The 19,883-nt window shown below is 37.8% G+C and carries 20 protein-coding genes, 1 pseudogene and 1 riboswitch; of the genes and pseudogenes, 16 read left to right on the top strand and 5 right to left on the bottom strand.

Annotation, left to right across the window (positions count from 1 at the left end):
• Positions 1-4: 4 nt before the first annotated feature.
• The 4 genes and pseudogenes from ABFG93_RS00315 (at position 5) to ABFG93_RS00300 (ending at position 3,479) form a co-directional block, all read left to right on the top strand.
• Positions 5-1,489 carry a glutamate synthase subunit beta gene (locus tag ABFG93_RS00315; RefSeq protein ID WP_347550010.1) on the top strand — a complete coding sequence of 495 codons (1,485 nt, stop codon included), beginning with the start codon at positions 5-7 and terminating at the stop codon, positions 1,487-1,489.
• A 652-nt stretch (positions 1,490-2,141) separates the two neighbouring features.
• A pseudogene (locus tag ABFG93_RS00310) lies at positions 2,142-2,392 on the top strand (transposase); the annotation flags it as partial.
• 309 nt (positions 2,393-2,701) lie between these two features.
• Positions 2,702-2,905, top strand: a complete 204-nt coding sequence (locus ABFG93_RS00305; RefSeq protein WP_347550009.1) for a histidine kinase dimerization/phospho-acceptor domain-containing protein — start codon at positions 2,702-2,704, stop codon at positions 2,903-2,905.
• Positions 2,906-2,918: 13 nt separating this feature from the next.
• A complete protein-coding gene (locus tag ABFG93_RS00300; RefSeq protein ID WP_347550008.1) occupies positions 2,919-3,479 on the top strand; it encodes a sensor histidine kinase in 561 nt (186 codons plus the stop codon).
• Between the two features lie 221 nt (positions 3,480-3,700).
• Here the strand turns inward: ABFG93_RS00300 and ABFG93_RS00295 are convergent, their stop codons facing one another.
• Positions 3,701-4,750 (bottom strand): homocysteine S-methyltransferase family protein, encoded by a 1,050-nt coding sequence (locus ABFG93_RS00295; protein ID WP_347550007.1) that lies wholly within the window; start codon positions 4,748-4,750, stop codon positions 3,701-3,703.
• 194 nt (positions 4,751-4,944) lie between these two features.
• Positions 4,945-5,049: riboswitch (SAM riboswitch) on the bottom strand.
• Positions 5,050-5,340: 291 nt separating this feature from the next.
• Between ABFG93_RS00295 and ABFG93_RS00290 the strand changes: the two genes are divergently transcribed.
• The 12 genes from ABFG93_RS00290 (at position 5,341) to ABFG93_RS00235 (ending at position 16,053) form a co-directional block, all read left to right on the top strand.
• Positions 5,341-5,529 carry a hypothetical protein gene (locus ABFG93_RS00290; RefSeq protein WP_347550006.1) on the top strand — a complete coding sequence of 63 codons (189 nt, stop codon included), beginning with the start codon at positions 5,341-5,343 and terminating at the stop codon, positions 5,527-5,529.
• 178 nt (positions 5,530-5,707) lie between these two features.
• Positions 5,708-6,298: a putative immunity protein gene (locus tag ABFG93_RS00285; protein WP_347550005.1), complete on the top strand. Its 591-nt coding sequence runs from the start codon at positions 5,708-5,710 to the stop codon at positions 6,296-6,298.
• Between the two features lie 154 nt (positions 6,299-6,452).
• Positions 6,453-7,088, top strand: a complete 636-nt coding sequence (locus ABFG93_RS00280) for a histidine phosphatase family protein (RefSeq protein WP_347550004.1) — start codon at positions 6,453-6,455, stop codon at positions 7,086-7,088.
• A gap of 529 nt (positions 7,089-7,617) precedes the next feature.
• On the top strand, positions 7,618-8,610 hold the full coding sequence (locus ABFG93_RS00275) for a LacI family DNA-binding transcriptional regulator (protein WP_347550003.1): 993 nt from the start codon (positions 7,618-7,620) through the stop codon (positions 8,608-8,610).
• Between the two features lie 258 nt (positions 8,611-8,868).
• Positions 8,869-10,149 (top strand): ABC transporter substrate-binding protein, encoded by a 1,281-nt coding sequence (locus ABFG93_RS00270; RefSeq protein WP_347550002.1) that lies wholly within the window; start codon positions 8,869-8,871, stop codon positions 10,147-10,149.
• A gap of 122 nt (positions 10,150-10,271) precedes the next feature.
• Complete coding sequence (locus ABFG93_RS00265; RefSeq protein ID WP_347550001.1) at positions 10,272-11,132, top strand: carbohydrate ABC transporter permease; 861 nt, start codon at positions 10,272-10,274, stop codon at positions 11,130-11,132.
• Positions 11,132-11,956, top strand: coding sequence for a carbohydrate ABC transporter permease (locus ABFG93_RS00260; RefSeq protein WP_431522028.1), 825 nt, complete (start codon positions 11,132-11,134; stop codon positions 11,954-11,956). Before ABFG93_RS00265 ends, ABFG93_RS00260 begins: the two co-directional genes overlap by 1 nt.
• A 44-nt stretch (positions 11,957-12,000) precedes the next feature.
• A complete protein-coding gene (locus ABFG93_RS00255) occupies positions 12,001-13,671 on the top strand; it encodes a glycoside hydrolase family 13 protein (protein ID WP_347550000.1) in 1,671 nt (556 codons plus the stop codon).
• A 96-nt stretch (positions 13,672-13,767) separates the two neighbouring features.
• Positions 13,768-14,874, top strand: coding sequence for a glycoside hydrolase family 32 protein (locus ABFG93_RS00250; RefSeq protein WP_347549999.1), 1,107 nt, complete (start codon positions 13,768-13,770; stop codon positions 14,872-14,874).
• A gap of 11 nt (positions 14,875-14,885) precedes the next feature.
• Complete coding sequence (locus ABFG93_RS00245) at positions 14,886-15,134, top strand: GH32 C-terminal domain-containing protein (RefSeq protein ID WP_347552705.1); 249 nt, start codon at positions 14,886-14,888, stop codon at positions 15,132-15,134.
• Between the two features lie 561 nt (positions 15,135-15,695).
• Complete coding sequence (locus ABFG93_RS00240; RefSeq protein ID WP_347549998.1) at positions 15,696-15,857, top strand: hypothetical protein; 162 nt, start codon at positions 15,696-15,698, stop codon at positions 15,855-15,857.
• A complete protein-coding gene (locus ABFG93_RS00235; RefSeq protein WP_347549997.1) occupies positions 15,835-16,053 on the top strand; it encodes a hypothetical protein in 219 nt (72 codons plus the stop codon). Before ABFG93_RS00240 ends, ABFG93_RS00235 begins: the two co-directional genes overlap by 23 nt.
• 103 nt (positions 16,054-16,156) lie before the next feature.
• Here ABFG93_RS00235 and ABFG93_RS00230 read toward each other — a convergent pair whose 3' ends face one another.
• The 4 genes from ABFG93_RS00230 to ABFG93_RS00215 all read right to left on the bottom strand — a co-directional run bounded on the left by ABFG93_RS00230 (position 16,157) and on the right by ABFG93_RS00215 (position 19,883).
• On the bottom strand, positions 16,157-16,381 hold the full coding sequence (locus tag ABFG93_RS00230) for a hypothetical protein (RefSeq protein ID WP_347549996.1): 225 nt from the start codon (positions 16,379-16,381) through the stop codon (positions 16,157-16,159).
• Positions 16,382-16,909: 528 nt separating this feature from the next.
• On the bottom strand, positions 16,910-17,407 hold the full coding sequence (locus ABFG93_RS00225; protein WP_347549995.1) for a hypothetical protein: 498 nt from the start codon (positions 17,405-17,407) through the stop codon (positions 16,910-16,912).
• A gap of 499 nt (positions 17,408-17,906) precedes the next feature.
• Entirely contained in the window at positions 17,907-19,082 is a 1,176-nt protein-coding gene (locus ABFG93_RS00220) for a MalY/PatB family protein (protein ID WP_347549994.1), read from the bottom strand.
• 303 nt (positions 19,083-19,385) lie between these two features.
• Complete coding sequence (locus ABFG93_RS00215; protein ID WP_347549993.1) at positions 19,386-19,883, bottom strand: metal-dependent hydrolase; 498 nt, start codon at positions 19,881-19,883, stop codon at positions 19,386-19,388.

Genomic DNA, 19,883 nt, shown 5'->3' with positions numbered 1-19,883 from the left:
GTAAATGGGAAAGCCGACTGGATTTATGGAATATGAGCGGGAGCCACGGCCTGAACGCGATCCCTTTGAACGGACGAAGGATTGGGAAGAATACACACTTCCGATGCCGGAAGAAAAAGCAAAGCAACAAGGGGCACGCTGTATGGATTGCGGCATACCAACCTGTCAGACAGGAGAAATGATCAATGGGATTACGTCTGGCTGCCCCGTCTATCATTTGATACCGGAATGGAATGACCTTGTTTATCAAGAACAGTGGCAGGAAGCTCTTCAGCGGGAACATCAAATGAACAATTTTCCGGAATTTACAGGGATGGCTTGTCCAGCCCCTTGTGAAGGAGCGTGCGTCCTGGGCATTAATGAGCCACCAGTGGCCATTCGGAACATTGAACTCTCCATCATTGAAAAGGGATTTGCAGAAGGGTGGGTGAAACCAGAGCCGCCTGCTTTTCGAACGGGAAAGAGGGTAGCTGTCATAGGTTCAGGTCCCGCTGGATTAGCATGTGCCGCTCAACTCAACAAAGCAGGCCATCATGTCAACGTCTTTGAGCGCCATGACCGGCTTGGAGGTCTCTTGACATACGGGATACCAGAGATGAAACTTCCTTATCATAAAGTGGAGCGCAGGGTCAAGCTGCTTCAGGAAGAAGGAATTACGTTTGTTACAAACACAGAAGTTGGAAAGGATTATCCTTTAGAAAAGTTACAACAAGATTTTGATGCGGCTGTGATCTGTGGAGGAGCTGCCAAGCATCGTGACTTAAAAATAGAAGGAAGAGAGTTGAAAGGCATTCATTTTGCCATGGACTTTCTCCATCAAAATACGAAAAGCCTGCTGGATTCGAATCATAAGGATGGAAATTTTATCTCTGCCAAAGGAAAAGATGTCATTGTCATTGGCGGCGGAGATACAGGTACAGACTGCCTCGCTACTTCGGTTCGCCACCAATGTAAAAGCTTGACCCAGTTTGATATTTACCATAAAAAAGGGGACGTTCGGAAAGAGGATAACCCTTGGCCTCAGTGGCCGATCATCCATCGAATCGAATACGGACAAAAAGAAGCTGCCGCTGTATTTGGTAAGGACCCTCGCGCTTATGCTGTTATGACAACTAAGTTTGTCGGTGATAAAAATGGTCATGTTAAGGAAGTTCATACGATTAATGTGGAAACATTTATAGATAAGAACGGACAGCGCGCCAGAAGAGAGGTTCCCGGGACAGAAAAAATATGGCAGGCCCAACTCGTTCTATTGGCAATCGGGTTCAGTGGACCGGAACAAGGTTTCCTTAAGCAGCTTGGAGTCGAAATGGATAATAGATCTACCGTCAAAGCTGATTATGGAACATTTACTACAAATGTCGAAGGGATTTTTGCTGCTGGCGATGTCCGTCGCGGGCAAAGTTTGATCGTGTGGGCCATCAACGAAGGAAGAGCAGCAGCAAGGGAATGTGACCGCTATTTAATGGGAGAAACAGAGCTGCCCTGACTAAACCAAAAGTCTAAGCGTGGAAATATTTAGGTTATAAATTCAATAGGATAAGCCTCTTTCTTTACTTTTGAGGCTTCTATTCCATTAACTCCCTGTGAACTTCATTTCACCTGCCTGGAATATATCGCACATATATTTAACACCATAAGGCTTAACAAGATAACGCTTTTCCATAGAAATCCTCATGGGCATTAAACTGGTGTATTATATTAAGTGAATATCGAATAAACACGCTTAATGAAAAGTTGACCATATGATACTTGTAAACCAATAAGAGATGACATACCCTTTGACATACTCTTTCTCACTTTTGAATATTTTCTTTTGTTCATGACAAAAGAGATAAGCCTAATTTAACTTATAATCACATATAACTTGTACATTATTGTTCATTATTTATCTAAGGGAACCTATGGGCGGCATTCCACCCAAACTTAGCACCTTAGCAAGGTGCTAATGGCAGAACGGTCATTAATTATAGTTGTTGATGAATTGTTGACCTAATTCGTCAACAACTACTTTTTAAAATCATAGTTAATCATACACCTATTTTAAGAAATGGCTCTTTTCGTATAGATTGTTGCTATTTTGACCATCTTTTGAGAGGTGATTAAATACTCTTTCAGGAGGGGTTTTAGGATGTGGGAAGATTTATGCTAGTTTTTCAGATTTACCTAAACACGAGCAAATCAAGCTATTTAATCTATTAAAAGAAGACTTCATTTCCAACGAAGATGAGAATATGAAGGATGCGTTTACCACCATTAGGGAAACACGTTTTAAGGAAGGATTAGGCTGCATCCATTGCGGGAGCGTAAAGGTAAAGCGGAACGTAAGTACAGAGGTAGACAACGCTATTTCTGTCGTAACTGCGGCAAGTCTTTCAATGACCTTTCGAACCCATACTCAATCATTCTGTTTTTAAGTTGATCTACGACATCAGCATCGTGGATAGCTTGGACAGCAGTGATATGGTATTCCTTGTAGTAATTCCGATTTTAACTTTTCTATTATTTTGGGTTATAGGGATCTTTATATTTCAAAGAAAAGAAATTAAGTAAACAAGAAAGCAGGTGAGGTCAAATGCTCTATTTAATCCTAATTGTCATAAAAGCTTTCGCATATGTCCTCACTCGTTTGTATTTGCTGAAAAAAGAAATAAAAAATACAACTCGGTAGCTTCAGAATTTCAACCAAAATAAAACAGCAATGAAGATCGATATCATCTATCATGATCCTAATTTTGAGGAACTGGCAAAGGAAATGAATAACCTGATTGATCTGAAGAAACAAGCAGAGGCAGTCAAGCGTTCCACAGAAAATGAGTTGAAACAGGCCATATCCCATATTTCTCATGATATTCGAACGCCTATGACATCGATCCTAGGGTATACAGTTTCTAGAATCGGATGAAATCAGTCCTGAAATGAAAAAGGAATACATAGAAACGATAAAAAATAGTGCAGGAAGGTTAAAAATACTACTTGAGGATTTTTTCGAGCTATCGATTATCGAACAAGCAGATTATCCTTTGAAAATGGAGATAGTTAAGTTCAACTCTTTGATTATAGAGGCACTATTTGGATTTTATGAGGAGTTTAATAGAAGAAATATAGAGCCTGAAATTCATATCCCAGACAATGATATTATGATAATGGTCGACCCATCTGCAGTTAAAAGAGTGGTAGAAAATCTAGTTATAAATACAATTAGGTACTCAACTGGAGATGTTACCATCCACCTAAGAAGAATTAATTCAGTTGTTCAACTTAAAATTTCCAACTCTGTTCATCAACTTAGTAAACAAGAAGTAAACCTAATGTTTGATCGCTTTTATAAGGCGGATCAGACAAGGACTGGAAGTGGTACTGGGCTAGGTTTATCAATTGCTAAAAGCTTGATGGAAAAAATGGACGGGATTATTTATGCTGAGTTAAAAGATAATCAATTAACTATGATTTGTGAATGGGAATCTAAATACTCTTAATTCAATAAATACCTTCTTCCACAATTTGTGAGCTTTTTTAATACAACTAACAACACAAAGTCATAATTTGTGAAATCCGAAATATTATACTCATATCTTGATTTCGAGTCTTCAACTAATGGGGGCGAATCTTGAATAAGAAGATTCGGAACCGTCCCCATGCAAAAAAAGAATGAAGCTTTGAAAAACGCCTGTCCGTATTTTGGGACAGGCGTTTTTACTTATGCTTTCGTCTTATAAGATGTAATGTGATCCTGCAGCGTGTCGTCACTGCCGAACAGGAAATGTTTCTCCATATCCGGGGAATACGTGGAGTTTTCAGCTGTACGGCCGACGGTTTCTGCCACTTCACGAAGCATAGCCGGAGAAGCTCCACAGCAGAGTCCCAGGTAGTTCACACCAATACTGTGCGCTTCTTTGGCCCACTCAGCAAGCTCATACCGGTTCGTGTAGAGCGGATCCAGGGACGTTGGGAACGTTGTTTCCGTTGGAAGTGTACAAGCACAGCTACCGTCCGGCAGGTTGAAGAAGGTAGGGTGTTCTTCCGTCGTGCGGTAAGGAATGGGAAGGGCACCTACATAACCGTCCACCGTATTACGGATTTTCTCTACATACGGCTGCATCGTTGCTGGTCCGCGGAAGCAGTTCATCCCCACAACAAGAGCGCCTTTTTCTTTTAATAAGCGGCAGGCTTCTTCTACTTCGTAGCCATCTCGCAGAATGTTTTCGCCCATCAGACCGAATGTGATCACGGCAGGGAGATTTTGTTTTTGGATTTCTTCGAGAGCAATCAGCGCTTCTTCATAGTAATAGAAGGTTTCGCCGTTCACAAAGTCTACGCCTTCTTCCTTACACCAGCCGATCATCTCCGCAAACATGCTTCTTGTTTTTTCAACAGCTTCAGGATCATCCGGGTTGAACAGGTTCGTGTTGGAAATGTTCCCGGCTACGAGTGCTTCTTCCTCAGGGTGCTCCTGAGCAACCTCTTTGGCTAGACGGATGGCCTGGCGGTTAAGCGGCTCTAATAAATCCTCTTTGCCGATGATTCTCATTTTTTCGCGGTGGCCGTTATAGGTAAAGGCTAAGACGACGTCGGAGCCTGCGAGCATATAGTCACGATACGTCTGTTTTAGTGCCTGGGGGTTATCCAGGGCTACTTCAGGTACAAAGGATCCGGCCTGTAAATAGCCGCGGCGCTCTAGCTCAAATAAGTAGCCTTCTCCACAAATAACGGGTCCATCCTGTAATCTTTGTTCTAATGATCGTTTCATTTCATTCAACAACCTTTCCATGTGTAATAGTAGTTTATTATTAGAAAGCGAATGCCCTTCAACAGGGAGACGCTGACTTTCTGTCTGGTACGGGCTAAAATCGTTTCAATCCTGTTGGGTGACATGGTGATCATCTTCTTCGAAAAAAATAAAGGACCTCCTTGGATAAGGGGGTCCTTTATGTATAAAGAGTCTCCTTATCTTCAAGGTATAACTACTACCTTCTGGATTTAGCACCGTGCCAATGGCTGGTTGCTGAGGTATCAAAGGGCCAGTCCCTACACCTCTCTGGATAAGTTTTACTATTATGTGGTTTTTGAAAAAACAGTTGCACACTTAACATGAGACGTATGCTTAAATCATGAATCAAATAAAGAATTCATTTTGAAAATTAGATGTTTATTATTTCGCTTGCGTTTTACAATACAGGAAAACGAATTAAGAATCAATGGAATTTTCCAAAATGGTGGGTTTATCATTACTTTCCTTCTGATCATGAAGAAGACTTAAAGAGGTTTTGGAATAAGGAATTGATATACCAAGAACTTATTAAGAGGGATTTTGAAGTTAAACTAAGGATGGAGTATCGAATGGAACAAATAGCTGTAGCTGATTACGTCCATCACGCTGAAAACAGAGACATCTCTGTACTGACTTTAATAAACGATGCTGATTATAAAGATGGTTTAGAGAAAATGAAAAGTGATTTGAAAGTAGACCCTTACAAGCAAATAACTAATGATTTTGCTGAGGTGTTTTTTATTTCGAAAAAATTGTAGCTCGGTTTCCATAATCAATAAACAGTCTTGAACAATTTATTCTACATTAAAGAAACATCTCGATGTCGAGTCTTCTGTTATATCGGAGCTATACTTTAGTAATAATAATGATGTTTACTGGTTTGAAAAATTGTAAAATACAATCGGTGTTTGATCAGGGGATAAGGGGGGAGATCATATGTTTTCGGATGTAGAAATTAAAATGAAGAAAAAAAATAAATTGTTGTTTTCTCGTGATAGCATTTGTTTGCAAGAATTGAAAGAACTTATTCAACTACAAAATCATAGAACTCTCGTCATGTGGGCGTTAGATTGCGCAAAATTACCTTTAGATAAATTTGAAGCAAAATATCCGGATGAACGGCGACCAAGAGCTTGTCTAGAGCTTTGTGAGGATTGGGCAAGGGGAAAAATCAAAATGCCCATAGCAAAGAGGGCTATCTTAGAATCGCATGCCGTAGCAAAAGAAATTGACGACATTGAATACGGCACTTTATGCCAAGCAATTGGTCATGCTGGGGCTACTATACATGTGGAAACACACGCTTTAGGATTGCCCATTTATGAACTGACGGCAATAGTCAATAAATACGGTAAAGATGACTTTCGAGAACCAGTAATCGAAAAGATATATTATTACTATACTCGCCTTCTATACTGGCAAGAAAATACCGATAACCTTGGACTAAATTGGGCTGGTTTTTTATTGGATGATGACAAACCTAATAAAGAAAGATTATTGAGCGAGAAAAGGGATGTAGATCAATAAGTCTCAGTTTCAAGTATTCAATTAAAGAGGAGCGTTTGCTTAATAAAAAGTAAGCGCTCTATGTAGCTTTAAGACAGATAAAATGGAATAAGAAGTTATAGTATTAATGAGGTTATAGTATTAATAAAGTAGAGAAGAGAAATAGGGGGAAGAAATGAGTACGAAATTATATCTTACACGACACGGAGAAACTTTGTGGAACACTAAGAATCTTATGCAAGGGTGGAAAGACTCTCCCCTAACCGATAGAGGAATAAATCAAGCGAAGCAATTGTCGAAAAGACTATTGGATGTTCCATTAGATGCTATATATTCCAGCACGAGTAACAGGGCAGTTCACACTGCTGAAATAATTAAAGGGGAAAGACCTCTTGAAGTATTTAGCTTCAATAGTCTTAGAGAGATTTCTTTTGGAATTTGGGAAGGTAAGACTTTGGAAGAAAACGAAAAGGAAAGTCCTGAAGAATGGTTATCTTTTTGGGAAACACCACATCTTTTTTCAAGCGATAACATTGAGTCATTTGTTAAAGTCCAAGATAGAATGGTGAAAACGGTAAGAAGTATAGTTAATAAAAATCGAAATGAAAATGTTCTTGTAGTAACGCATTCAATTGCACTTAAACTATTGATAGATTACTTTGAAAAAAATACACTTCAAAAACTATGGTCTACTTCAGCTATACCATCAGCAAGTTTAACTTTGGTGAAAACAAACAATGAGTATTATGAGGTAATCTATAAATTTGATACAGTCCATATGGATGAATCAAAAAACTCAAACTGTTCATAGGGTATTTTAGTTGTAAAAAGAATTTGATTTTTTGGAAGTGTTCCAAACACTATATTCCATTTATGGTATATAACTAGTAGGTCGAATATTGATCATTTTCAAAGGTGGATGCCGAAAAAGTGATTTAACGAAATTAGTACATAGCATTGGTTAAAAGGCTTTCTAGTGACTGGATTTTGACTGGGTTTTATTCATATGTTTCAGTGTCCTATTTATCAATAAGTTCTATAAATCATTTGATATAGTGATTAAATAAGGATTTTAATTCTCAATTATTCACTATTTTATTCTCAAAAGGTATAACGTGAATGCCTCCTTGATTGCTGATGATTTAATAGGAGCATGTGTCGAAGTTTTAAATCATCCAAATACTAGTAACAAGTCAAGTTGCTAAAAAAGCGAATGGGATTTCTATAATGAAGCCCATTCGTTTATGCTTTACTACCAATAAAGGTCTGGTAGTTCTTATCATTTCTTGATAAAATAATATGAAACTGATTTCAGATTTCAAGTTGTGGAGTGAGCAAAGTTGGTAACTATTTCAGATGTAGCAAAGCGATCCGGTTTATCAAAATCGACTGTTTCACGTGTAATAAATAATCATCCTTACATATCAAAAGAAAAAAGAGAACTTGTACAAAAGGCAATGGACGAACTAGGTTATTACCCAAATCCTGCTGCAAGAAGGTTACGAGGTCATCTTAAAAGTACAATCGGAGTTATTGTTCCAAGGATTATTAATCCTTTCTTTTCTTACTTAGTTAATTCAATCGAACAAACAGCTTATCAAAATAATTTTCAGGTTTTAATTTTTCAAAGCAACGAAAATAAGGAGAAAGAATTATCCTTCTTAAATTTATTGAAAACAAGACAAATTGACGGTGTAATCATGACATCTATTGAAAATGATGCAGAAATCATTCATTCGTATACTCAGTATGGGCCGATTTTATTCTGTAACGAATATTTAAATAATACAGATGTGCCATCTATAAGAGTTGACCAGTCTCAAGGAGCCTATATTGGCATAAAGCATCTAATTGAAAAGGGACATACTAAAATCGCCTACTGTACAGGTGGCTTATTTGCTGAAGACGGAAAAGACAAGGATCGCAATCAGGGCTATCAAAAGGCCTTAAATGAGGCTGGTATCTCTCTAAACCCAAACTGGATCTTTATTGATCAGCATTCAATTGAGGATGGGAAATCTGTTTTAAAACAAATTTTAACAATGGATAATTGCCCTACAGCCATATTTACTGGCAGTGATGAGGTAGCTGCAGGAGTAATGATTGAAGCAAATGATCAAGGAGTTCCTATACCTAATGGCATAGCGGTAATAGGTTTCGATGATCAACCATTAGCTGAAATGCTCCATCCAAAATTGACAACGATCAAGCAACCAATTTCCTTACTCGGAGAGAAGGCAGTAGAGGGGTTGGCTTTAATGATGCAAAAAAACAACACCATGCCTGAAAACATCAAATTGCCTGTAGAATTAATTACGAGAAAGTCCACATAATCAAAATTATTTAAAATTTTTCTAAAATTCATTGAAACCGATACCACATTACCTTATAATACAAATTAATAAGAAAAGGGGTGATTGAAAGGTCTTTGATTAATTTTTTTTGAGTGTTTATGAAACCGATACCATAAATATTTTTTTCGATTAATTAGTCCCATAAGACCGTTTAAGTTGTTATTCTTGTCACCAAGTCACTATAAATTTTTTTGTGTTTTTGTGAAACCGATATCATATAGTTAAGGAGTGTTGAATTTGAAAGGGAAAAAGCTTATTTCATCTTTACTAGTTTCGAGTGCATTATTAAGTGGTTGCTCATTTTCATCCGGCGAATCAAGTTCTTCAGAAGGAGATCAATTAACTATTGAAGTTTTCCAGGGCAAAGTAGAGTTCAAAGATCAGTTTGAGGATCTGGCAGAAGAATATGAAAAAGAAAATCCAAATGTAGATATAAAGATCTCTGCTGTAGGCGGAGGATCTGATTATGCAGGCTCACTCAAAACAAAATTTGCTTCAGGAGATGAACCAGAAATCTTTAGTATTGCTGGACCAACGGAAGCCGCTAATTATGAACAATACTTAAGTGATTTATCTGATACGAAAGCCGCTGAACTAGCTTTAGAAGGCAGTCTTGACCCTGTTACTAAAAATGGTGAAGTCCATGGCCTTCCTTTTAACCAGGAAGGATACGGTTTTATTTATAACAAAAAGGTTTTTGAAGAGGCAGGAATTAAACCTGAAGAGATTCTAACTTATGAAGATCTTGAGAAAGCGGTTAATGAACTGGATAGTCAAAAAGAGCAATTAGGGCTTGAAGCGGTATTTGCATTCCCGGGTAAAGAAAAATGGGTACCTGGTAACCATCTATCCAATGTATTTCTTGCTCCAGAATTCAATCAGCAGGTGTTGAAGGCTTTTACCGCTGAAACAGTTGCATTCGAAAAAGGAAAAGAGTTTCAAAGAATGATAGATTTGCAAACGGAGTATTCAGTTCAACCCGTTTTAAGTCTTGATTATTCTCAACAAGTAGAGGAATACTTCTCTCTTCAGAAAGTAGCAATCATTCAGCAAGGAAATTGGATTTACCCTTCTGTAGAACAAATGGATAAGGCGTTTGCAGAAAAAAATATTGGTATCATGCCAATTCCAGTTGAAGGGTCTGAAGGAAAGCTTCCAGTAGGAATTCCTAACTATTGGGCTGTCAACAACAATAGTGATGAAGAAGTGATTGAGGCATCTAAAGACTTTATAGATTGGATGTATACTTCCGAAGTCGGTAAGGAAGCCGTTTTGAAAGACTTTAAATTTATCCCTGCTTATGAAGGCTTTGACACGGAGAAAATTGCAGACCCTATTTCAAAAGAGATTTACCAATATTCTTCTAATGGCGATACCACCGGTTGGGTTTTCCTTGGATACCCTGGAGTGTGGGGAGATTATGTTGGTGGCAATGTACAGAAGTATCTTAGCGATAAAATGACATGGGAACAATTAGAAGAAGATTCAAAGCAGAAATGGGAAGAGTTACGAAAATAACATAACCCTGTATCAATAATATTGCTAACAATCCAGGGTGATTGGGTGGTTAGTTTCACTTTTATTTAATGCATTTTAAAAGTTACAAAATAAATGGCATATTGTGAACAAGGAGGGTTTCAATGAACAATCAAAATAAATGGTTTTGGATATTTCTTTCACCTGTTATTGTAGCTCTTGGAATTGTTGTCGTCATTCCGTTTATATACGGATTCGTTTTCTCCTTTACAGACTGGAACGGACTAACGGCTACAAAATTTATAGGGTTTGAACACTATATTAATCTTTTTCTTGAAGAAGAGTTTATGAATTCAATTTGGTTTACTATTAAATTTTCAGTTGTAACTGTCATTTTACTTAATGTGTTCGGGCTATGTCTGGCATTGATTGTTACTCGAAATATTAAATCAAACAATTTGCTTAGAACCGTTTTCTTCATGCCTAATTTAATTGGTGGATTGATCCTCGGATTTATCTGGCAATTTATTTTCATCAGTGTTTTTGGAGACGTTGGGAATCTCCTTGGACTTGAAAGTATGCAGGGGTGGCTATCAACGACTGAGACAGGTTTCTGGGGACTGGTGATTTTAACTTCCTGGCAGATGGCTGGTTACATCATGATCATTTATATTGCGTACTTGGAGAATATACCAAAGGATTTAATTGAAGCAGCTAAAATTGATGGAGCGACCGCATTACAGCGATTTAAAAGTATTACTTTCCCGCTTGTTGCACCTGCCTTTACGGTTAGTATGTTCTTAACTCTGTCAATGGCTTTCAAAATCTATGATCAGAACCTTTCCTTAACAAATGGGGGACCATTTAACTCTACACAAATGGTTGCTATGGAAATTGTTCGTACAGCATTCTCAGATAATGAAATGGCATATGCACAAGCAAAGGCAGTCATTTTCTTTCTAATCGTAGCTGTTATTGCATTAACGCAGGTTTACTACAATAAGAAGCGGGAGGTAGACATGTAATGAAAATGAATAAAGAAAGTAAAAATCTATTTTCCGTGGAAGTTCTTGGTTTAGTTTTAGGCTTGATCTGGATTGCGCCCTTTTATTTAATGATCGTGAATGCGTTTAAAACGAAGAGAGAAATTTTTGCTGGGGTCCTTGGGTTACCACAATCACTTGCATTAGAAAATTTCGTTAAAGCCTTTAACGACCTTGAATTCTTAAAATCTTTGTTTAATTCATTGCTTATTACTGGGGTAAGTGTAGCTATTATTATATTGTTTTCGGCTATGGCAGGGTACGCTTTGGCTCGAAATAAAAGTAAGCTAAGCGGCATTATCTTCTTTGTATTTGTCGCAGCTATGCTTATCCCATTTCAATCTGTCATGATTCCTCTTGTCTCCATTTTTGGTCAAGCAGATTTGTTAAATGCGGCGGGTCTGATTTTCATGTATCTCGGATTTGGATGTAGTTTATCTATTTTCTTATACCACGGGGCGATGACTGGCATACCAAAGTCACTTGATGAGGCTGCCATTATCGATGGAGCAAATCGCCTTCAATTGTTTTGGTATATTATATTTCCTTTGCTAAAACCTATTTCAGTGACTGTTGGGATTTTAAACGTTATTTGGATTTGGAATGACTATTTATTACCGTCACTTGTACTAGGCGAAGCGAATGCTACGATCCCGCTTAAAATGTTCTTCTTCTTTGGAGAGTATACGAAGCAATGGCATTTAGCACTAGCTGGATTGACGCTTGCCATCATTCCAGTCATTATCTTCTATTTCTTCGCCCAGAAACAAATTATTAAAGGAGTATCAGAAGGTGCAGTAAAGTAGTTTAGTATCGATGATTCATTCACAGATAGTTTAGGAGGAGAACAATGAGTCAAGCATGGTGGAAAGAAGCAGTAGTTTATCAAATATATCCAAGAAGTTTTAAAGATTCCAATGGAGATGGAATAGGGGATATCCAGGGTGTGATTTCTAAATTAGATTACTTACAGGATCTAGGTGTCAATGTGATTTGGATTTGTCCAATTTACAGCTCACCAAACGACGATAATGGCTATGATATTTCTGACTTTACAGCAATCATGTCGGAATATGGAACCATGGCTGACTTTGATAAATTACTATCCGAATTACACAAGCGGGATATGAAATTAATCATGGACTTAGTTATTAACCACACGTCTGACGAACACCCTTGGTTTATAGAATCTAAATCTTCGAAAGATAATCCATATAGAGATTATTACATTTGGCACCCTGGAAAAGGCGGTCAGGAGCCAAATAATTGGGCTTCTATTTTTGAAGGATCAGCATGGGAACTTGATCGTCAAACAAAAGAGTATTATATGCATGTATTTTCTCGTAAACAACCCGACTTAAATTGGGAAAATCCTAATGTCAGGAATGATTTGTATAACATGATCAACTGGTGGCTAGATAAAGGAATTGACGGTTTTCGTATCGACGCCATATCACACATAAAGAAAGTACCTGAGTTTCCAGATGTCCATAACCCTTTAAATAAAAGATACGCCTCTTCATTGGATGGACATCGCAATCGTGAAGGAATTCAGGTCTTCCTAGAAGAATTAAAAAGAGAAACGTTTGATCACTATGACATTATGACGGTTGGTGAAGCCAACGGGGTTACAGTAGAAGAAGCAGATGATTGGGTTGGGGAAGTAAATGGGAAATTTAATATGATCTTCCAATTTGAACACAACGATCTCTGGCAGAAAGGAAAAGACAAGAGTCTTGATATTCACGAGCTTAAAAGCGTTTTCACCAGGTGGCAAAATGGACTTCATGGAAGCGGATGGAATGCTCTTTTCTTAGAAAACCATGATCTCCCTAGATCTGTATCCGTATGGGGAAATGATAAAGAGTATCACAATCAATCGTGTAAGTGTCTTGCCACGTTATATTTTTTAATGCAAGGGACACCTTTTATTTATCAAGGACAAGAAATAGGAATGACCAATGTACAGTTTGAATCAATTGAAGATTATGATGATGTAGCCATTAAGAACTTATATCAGCATGAAGTGGAAGAAGGAAAATCCCATCAGGAAATCATGGAAGTCATTTGGAAATCAGGTCGTGATAATTCCAGGACGCCAATGCAGTGGTCTGCAGGGAAAAATGCAGGATTTACAGAAGGTAGTGATCCCTGGTTAAAGCTTAATCCAAATTATAAAGTGATCAATGTAGAGGAATCGATTACAGAAAGTCAATCTATTTATCACTTTTATAAAAATCTTATTTCACTTCGAAAAAGCAATCCCGTTTTAATTTATGGGAAATACAATTTGATTTTGCCTGAGCATGAACAAATTTATGCTTACACAAGAAATTTACATGATGACATAATCTTGATCATCACGAATTTATTTGCAGAAGAAGCTGAGTTTCAACTCCCAGAAGAATTGAAGAATAAATCTCATAAGTTGCTGATAACCAATTATGAGGTGAATGATTCAGAAACGATTAATCAACTAACCTTAAAGCCTTATGAAGCAAGAGTGTATAAGCTGTACTAGTCTATATAATTGAGGTGATACTTTGAAACACAGTAAACAAATTCAGCGAGCAACGGAATCGATTCGAGATAGGATTGAAGCTAATAATGCTGATGAATGGAGATTACATTATCATGTTACAGCTCCGCTTTTTGGATGAACGATCCAAATGGTTTTAGTGTATTTCAAAACCACTATCATTTATTTTATCAGCATCACCCTTATTCAACTGAATGGGGCAATATTCACTGGGGACATGCAAGGAGTAAAGACCTCGTTCACTGGGAACACCTTCCGAATGCACTAGCCCCTAGTGAGCCTTATGATCAGGATGGATGCTTCTCAGGTAGTGCAATTGAGAAGGATGGGAAGCTATATCTATTTTATACGGGGAATACATGGACCAGTACAGATCATGACACGGATCTTAAACAAGTTCAATGTATAGCCGTCAGTGAAGATGGAGTAACCTTTGAAAAAATTGCTGCGATTCCTGTTATTTCGCATGCACCAGCGGGTGATATTCATCCGAACCATTTTCGTGATCCAAAAGTCTGGATAGAAAGTGACTATTATTACTGTGTACTAGGTTCTCAAACAAACAACCGTGTTGGTCAAGTACTCCTGTATCGTTCTCTTGATTTACTATCATGGGAGTTCATAAATGTTGTTGCAAAGGGTAAAGGAAATATGGGCTTTATGTGGGAGTGTCCTGATTTTTTTGATTTGGATGGTCACGATGTGTTGATCATGTCATCTCAAGGAGTAGAGCCAGAAGGCGAGTTATATCGAAATCTCCATCAATCTGTTTATGCTCTTGGAAACCTTGATTTGAATAAGGGCGAATTTGATTTCAACTCGTTTCATCCTCTTGATTACGGGTTTGACTTTTATGCCCCTCAAACGACACTTGATGGGGAAGGAAGAAGAGTTATGGTAGCCTGGATGGCAATGTGGGAAAGTGATATGCCTGAACGAAAAGACCATTGGGCAGGAGCTCTAACGCTACCGAGAGAAATCTCAATCGAGGATAATCAATTAAAGTGCCTTCCAGTAAAAGAACTTGAAGCTTTGCGCTATGATCATCTATTGTATAAGAATATAGTAGTAGAACAGGATTTAACTCTAGAGGGATTGTCAGGGGACACCATGGAAATAAACGTTATAATCGATGCCATGGATGCATCTCAATTCGGATTGAAGGTCCGTTGTAACGATCATTAACAGAGCAGACCATCCTTACATACGACGTTTTAAATCAAGAATTCATCATAAATCGAGATCATTCAGGCAAAGGACCAGGAGGGATTCGCAAGGCTCCAATTTCATTAAAGAATAACATGTTAGCATTGAGAATTTTTATTGATCGTTCTTCTGTAGAGATTTTCCTACAAGAGGGTGAAAAAGTCATGAGCGCTCGTATCTATCCGAATGAAAACTCTACTGGTGTTCAACTTTTCACTGACCATAAGACCATAATATGAAAATTGTTAAATTAGAAAAGTGGTCACTTAGGAAGAGTATGATAGGGGCAGATATATAGAAAGGTGAACAGAAAAAAGAATCAATTAACGAGAAAAAAGCCACCGTAAGTGGCTTTTTTGTTCTTATCCTTAAGACTGAGTACATACATATTGTCCTCAACGATGAGAAGAGAAACAGTACGTATTTCGTACTTTAAACATACCGTATCTACATTTAAAGTGCTAAAAACCGCTCCTGAGAACACTTGTTCTGAAACATTTGCAATAACACTTTTCATGACTTTCGTTAGAAGGAAAATTCTTTTTCCGTTTTTGTGAATTAGACAGAATAAATACGATGAAGCCTGATACCATAAAAAGCTCCAACCACCATATAGTTGTCGCGTGTTTATCGGGGCAATTACCTCTAGCAAAAATGAAACCTAGGACTAAAATGAGCGACGAATTTTATACCATTTCGTTGCTCTATTTTTATTAAAGGAAGGAAGAAGTGCTATGTATAGAGAATTTTTAGAAAAAACACCAATACACTAAAGAGATAATAATAAAAGGGGTGTTCATTTGTCAGCAGAGAATAAACACTATGCTACAGCTGCCTTGGTATTAGCTATTTGTTCATTTGTACTGGGATTAATCCCAATCATAGGTTGGCTTCTTGTTATTATTGCAACTATTTTTGTTGTTTTGAGTTATACAAACAATGAGAGGGGACCATCCTTCTAATGATGAAGAAACTTCAACAGAAATTGAAGCTGTTGCAACAAATGAGTCACATACCAGCAAAAAGCAAGAAGAAGAAAAAGATAAGGTCTACAAGGTAGGCGATGTTGTCCAAATGAATGATAAGGAACTAACTGTTTCTAAGGTTGAGAAATCAAATGGCAACGAATATTCCAATCTTAAGACTGGACTAGCATGAAAATTCTTCTCATTATCAAAGTTATCATATTCATTTTGATCACATAGAATCTTTAAATTGCCAAAAACTTTTTTACTTAACATCAAAAATCTATAAAAATAACCTAAGTAGATCCAGCTGCCGCCAGGTTAAATCCACAATTTCCTGTCGGCGCATGCCAGTTGTTGCAAGCAGCCTTAAACATCAGTTCATTCCGTATCGCATATTTAGAATGATCATGTTCTAAAAAACGAAATAGCTTTTTCAGCTCAACTAAGGTCATATACGTTGGAATGTTTTTATCTGACTTGGGAGCTGTGATACCGGCCATAAAGTCCAGTTCAATCAAGTTTTCTTGCTGACAGTATTGGCGAAAGGATTTGAGACACGATATACGACGTTGACGCGCGCCATGCTGAAACACTTGATCCTGAATGAAACGGCGAACGGTAGACAGTGATAAATCAGTGTAAATCAGTCGAACGGTTGTACTGAATGAGAAATGCATTAAAAACAGTTAAATCATGTGAGTAATTTCGAATCGTGTTCGGTTTTTTTCAATCTGCAGTGCCATCAAGAAATCATCGGTTGCTTGCGTCACATTCATGTTATTGAACCTCCTGAAACTTAGAGTTATTAGGTTGAACCTAATGATTATGGTTTGGAACCAGAAGTTATGAGATCACACGAATCGATCTACAGGATGAGAGAGGGAAGTTCCTAATAATTGATATTATAGGAACATGAACCAATAGTTATTGTTCTGGCTCTTTTTGTTTTAAGTTAACATAATACTTATTATAGGAAGTCAGTTTAAAAACAATAATTCCATCTCAATCGTTAAGTAAACTTAAGATAGTGAGACGGAATTAAAATTTTATTCTATATCAAGGATTCGTTTTAAATCGTCACTTAGTTCATACGTACTTAGCAAATACGATTTAAACGTTTTATTATCATTATCGTTTCTCGAGATGACAACTGTTTCATTGTCGAAGTTCAGTCTCAGTTCTTTACCTGTTTTAAAATAAATAATGATATCGGCATCATCGACTTGAACACGATGATTTTGAAGTTGCGTTAGCTCGGTTTTATCCAGATTGTTAATCCAGTTCATGATGGCTAATTCATCCTCAATCGAAGTCACAATCTCCTTTTCAGTTGAGTCGCTTCTATGTAGTTGTATTTCATAGATGTTCTGTTCATCGATCTTCTTATGCAAGCTGCTTTCAAGGCTTATCGCACTTGCAGTGTGCTTATATTTGTCATTTTTATAGTCGATATAAACTTCAGCTGATTTTAGATAACTAAAGGCAAGAACAGAGAAAAGTAGGATGGTAAGAAGTCCTTTGGTTGCTTTTTTAATAACAATCACCCGCTTTCTCTTTCTAACTATTCGTATGGATGAACCTTTTATCCATTTAATCTTCTTTATCATAACAAAAAATCTATTTTTTTCATGCAATTATGTAACTTTTTTTATAACTTTTTCATGTCTTTTTAAATGTAGTGCTATTTTTGTTTATGTAAACTTTTCTATAGATTCAATCATGTTTAAATGTTTCAATTAGATGGTATCAAAGTAATCATATGGAAACTAGACTTTCATTCAGGTTAACTTTTACAAGAACACTAATTGAATGTCGTTTTTCATTGGGAACTCTCCCTCCTCTATCTATTACAAAGAAGATTACATCGATTGAAGCAAGATGCTAACGAAAGCTTACCTTCGTTCCCTGCTTTCCAAGTGAATGTTATATACGGCTTCTCTTAAAACCTTTCCCGCTCCTACTCCCCTGTACTTGAGCTACCTTTACGTAGAGAAATTTCATTTTATTTAAACTAAGAGGCCCCGATTTAAGGGCCTCTTCTTGTTATCTTCTACTAGTTAACGCTTGCTCCAGTCGCTCTAAGCCTTCTTGTAAAAGGGAACGAGGACACGCGATGTTTATACGCTCAAATCCTCTGCCTGTTTCTCCAAAAATGTACCCCTCATCAAGGGCTAGTTTCGCATCTTCTTGAATAAAGCGCTCAAGTTCTTCATGATTCATCTTTAAATTTCTAAAATCAAGCCAGACAAGATACGTTCCTTCAGGTTCAATCACATCGATTTCTGGAAGTCTTTCATTTATAAATGACGTTAGATACGCAAGGTTTCCTTCTAAGTAACTTTTAAGCTGCTCAAGCCATTCCTCACCATGCGTATATGCGGCTTCTACAGCAATAATGCCAAACGGACTCGGAGCAAACAATCCGAGTTTCCCCATATAAGTATTGAACTGCTCCCGCTTCTGTTCATTTGGAATAATAATCGTCGATAACTGCATCCCGGCAAGGTTAAACGTTTTGCTTGGTGCAATACACGTAATTGTATTGTTAGCGATCTCTTCTGAAAGCGTTGAGATCAGAGTATGTTTGTGCCCTTTAAAGATCAGGTCAAAATGAATATCATCAGACACAATAAGTACATCGTGTGTTAAACAAAGTTCAGCAAGCGTTAAAAGTTCATCATTCGTCCAAACTCGCCCCACCGGATTGTGCGGATTACAGAGAAGAAGCATCGTTACTTCTGGATCCTTAAGCTTTGTTTCCAAATCTTCAACATCCATCACGTATTTTCCATCCTGCATTTTCAGTGGATTATCGACCACGAGCCGATCACTTTTTTCCACCATATCGCGAAATGGGTAATAAACAGGTGATTGGATCATCACTTTCTCTCCTGGCTTCGTATACGTATTTACTGCAGCTGAAAGCGCAGGTACGACCCCTGGAGTAAACACAACCCAATCGTTCTCGATCGTCCAGTTATGGCGGCGATTAAGCCAGCTATGAATGGATGACTTTGTGTCTTCTGTTGGCATGGAATATCCGAATATACCATGCTGTATTCGCTTCGTTAATGCATCTATGACTGCTTGTGGCGCTTTAAAGTCCATATCCGCTACCCACATCGGCAACAGGTTTTCCTTTTCAAAAATGGCATCTGTGTGATCCCACTTTACAGAGTGAGTTTCATATCGGTCGATTCGTTCATCAAATAGATTCATGATTTGCCTCCATCCATTCAGATTCCATTCTTACTTTATCAAAACTTGCTCAATCTGTCAGAAATGTCGCCTTATCTCGCGTTAAGTATATTGTTATTGATGGCATTGCACCAGATATTATCTACTATGTCATGTTTCTATATTTTCTACTCGTTTCTACCCTCATTTATTTAATCCTTGAGTGGCGTATGATGAAACCCTTCCAAATCCCGATAAAGGCATTTATTCTTAACGAGTAAGGGAGCAGACGCCGATAGCGCTATGCTCCCTTTTTCTACTTCTTCAATAGTGACTTTGCACTCATTATACGAACATTTGTTTGTATACCAGCACAATTGTCACAATGATGAGGCTGTTCATCATAATCTCTTCACCTTTTGAGGCTGTTTTGAGGTAAAGCGGCAACCGCACACGAAGCGGAATCGGATAAAAGAGCTGGATGCCTCTTACCGTCATAGCATCTAAAATAAGATGACTAACGATGCCAATGAGTAGTCCCGTCTGAATCAGATGATCGTAACTGAAAGTAAAGGTTGATGTTAACCAGTACATAAGTACAATAAACAGGATGCTGTGTGTAATCGTGCGATGGCCAAAATAACGGCTAATTCCTTTAGAGAGCACTTTTGCACGTCTCCCTGTCCAGGAACCAGGATGACAAATATCCGGAAGCAACGCCCCAAAAAGGCATGCTCCATAGAAAACAAGAATATCCGGGGCATTCAGATAATCCGTTATGTAATAGCTTTGAGCGGCTGCACCAAGACATACACCACCTATTGCATGCGTTTTCCCCTCCAT

Source organism: Pseudalkalibacillus hwajinpoensis, assembly GCF_039851965.1.
Taxonomy (GTDB): domain Bacteria; phylum Bacillota; class Bacilli; order Bacillales; family Guptibacillaceae; genus Guptibacillus; species Guptibacillus hwajinpoensis_E.
Note: the sequence above shows the minus strand (reverse complement) of the source record. Positions and strands in the feature narration are given on the sequence as shown.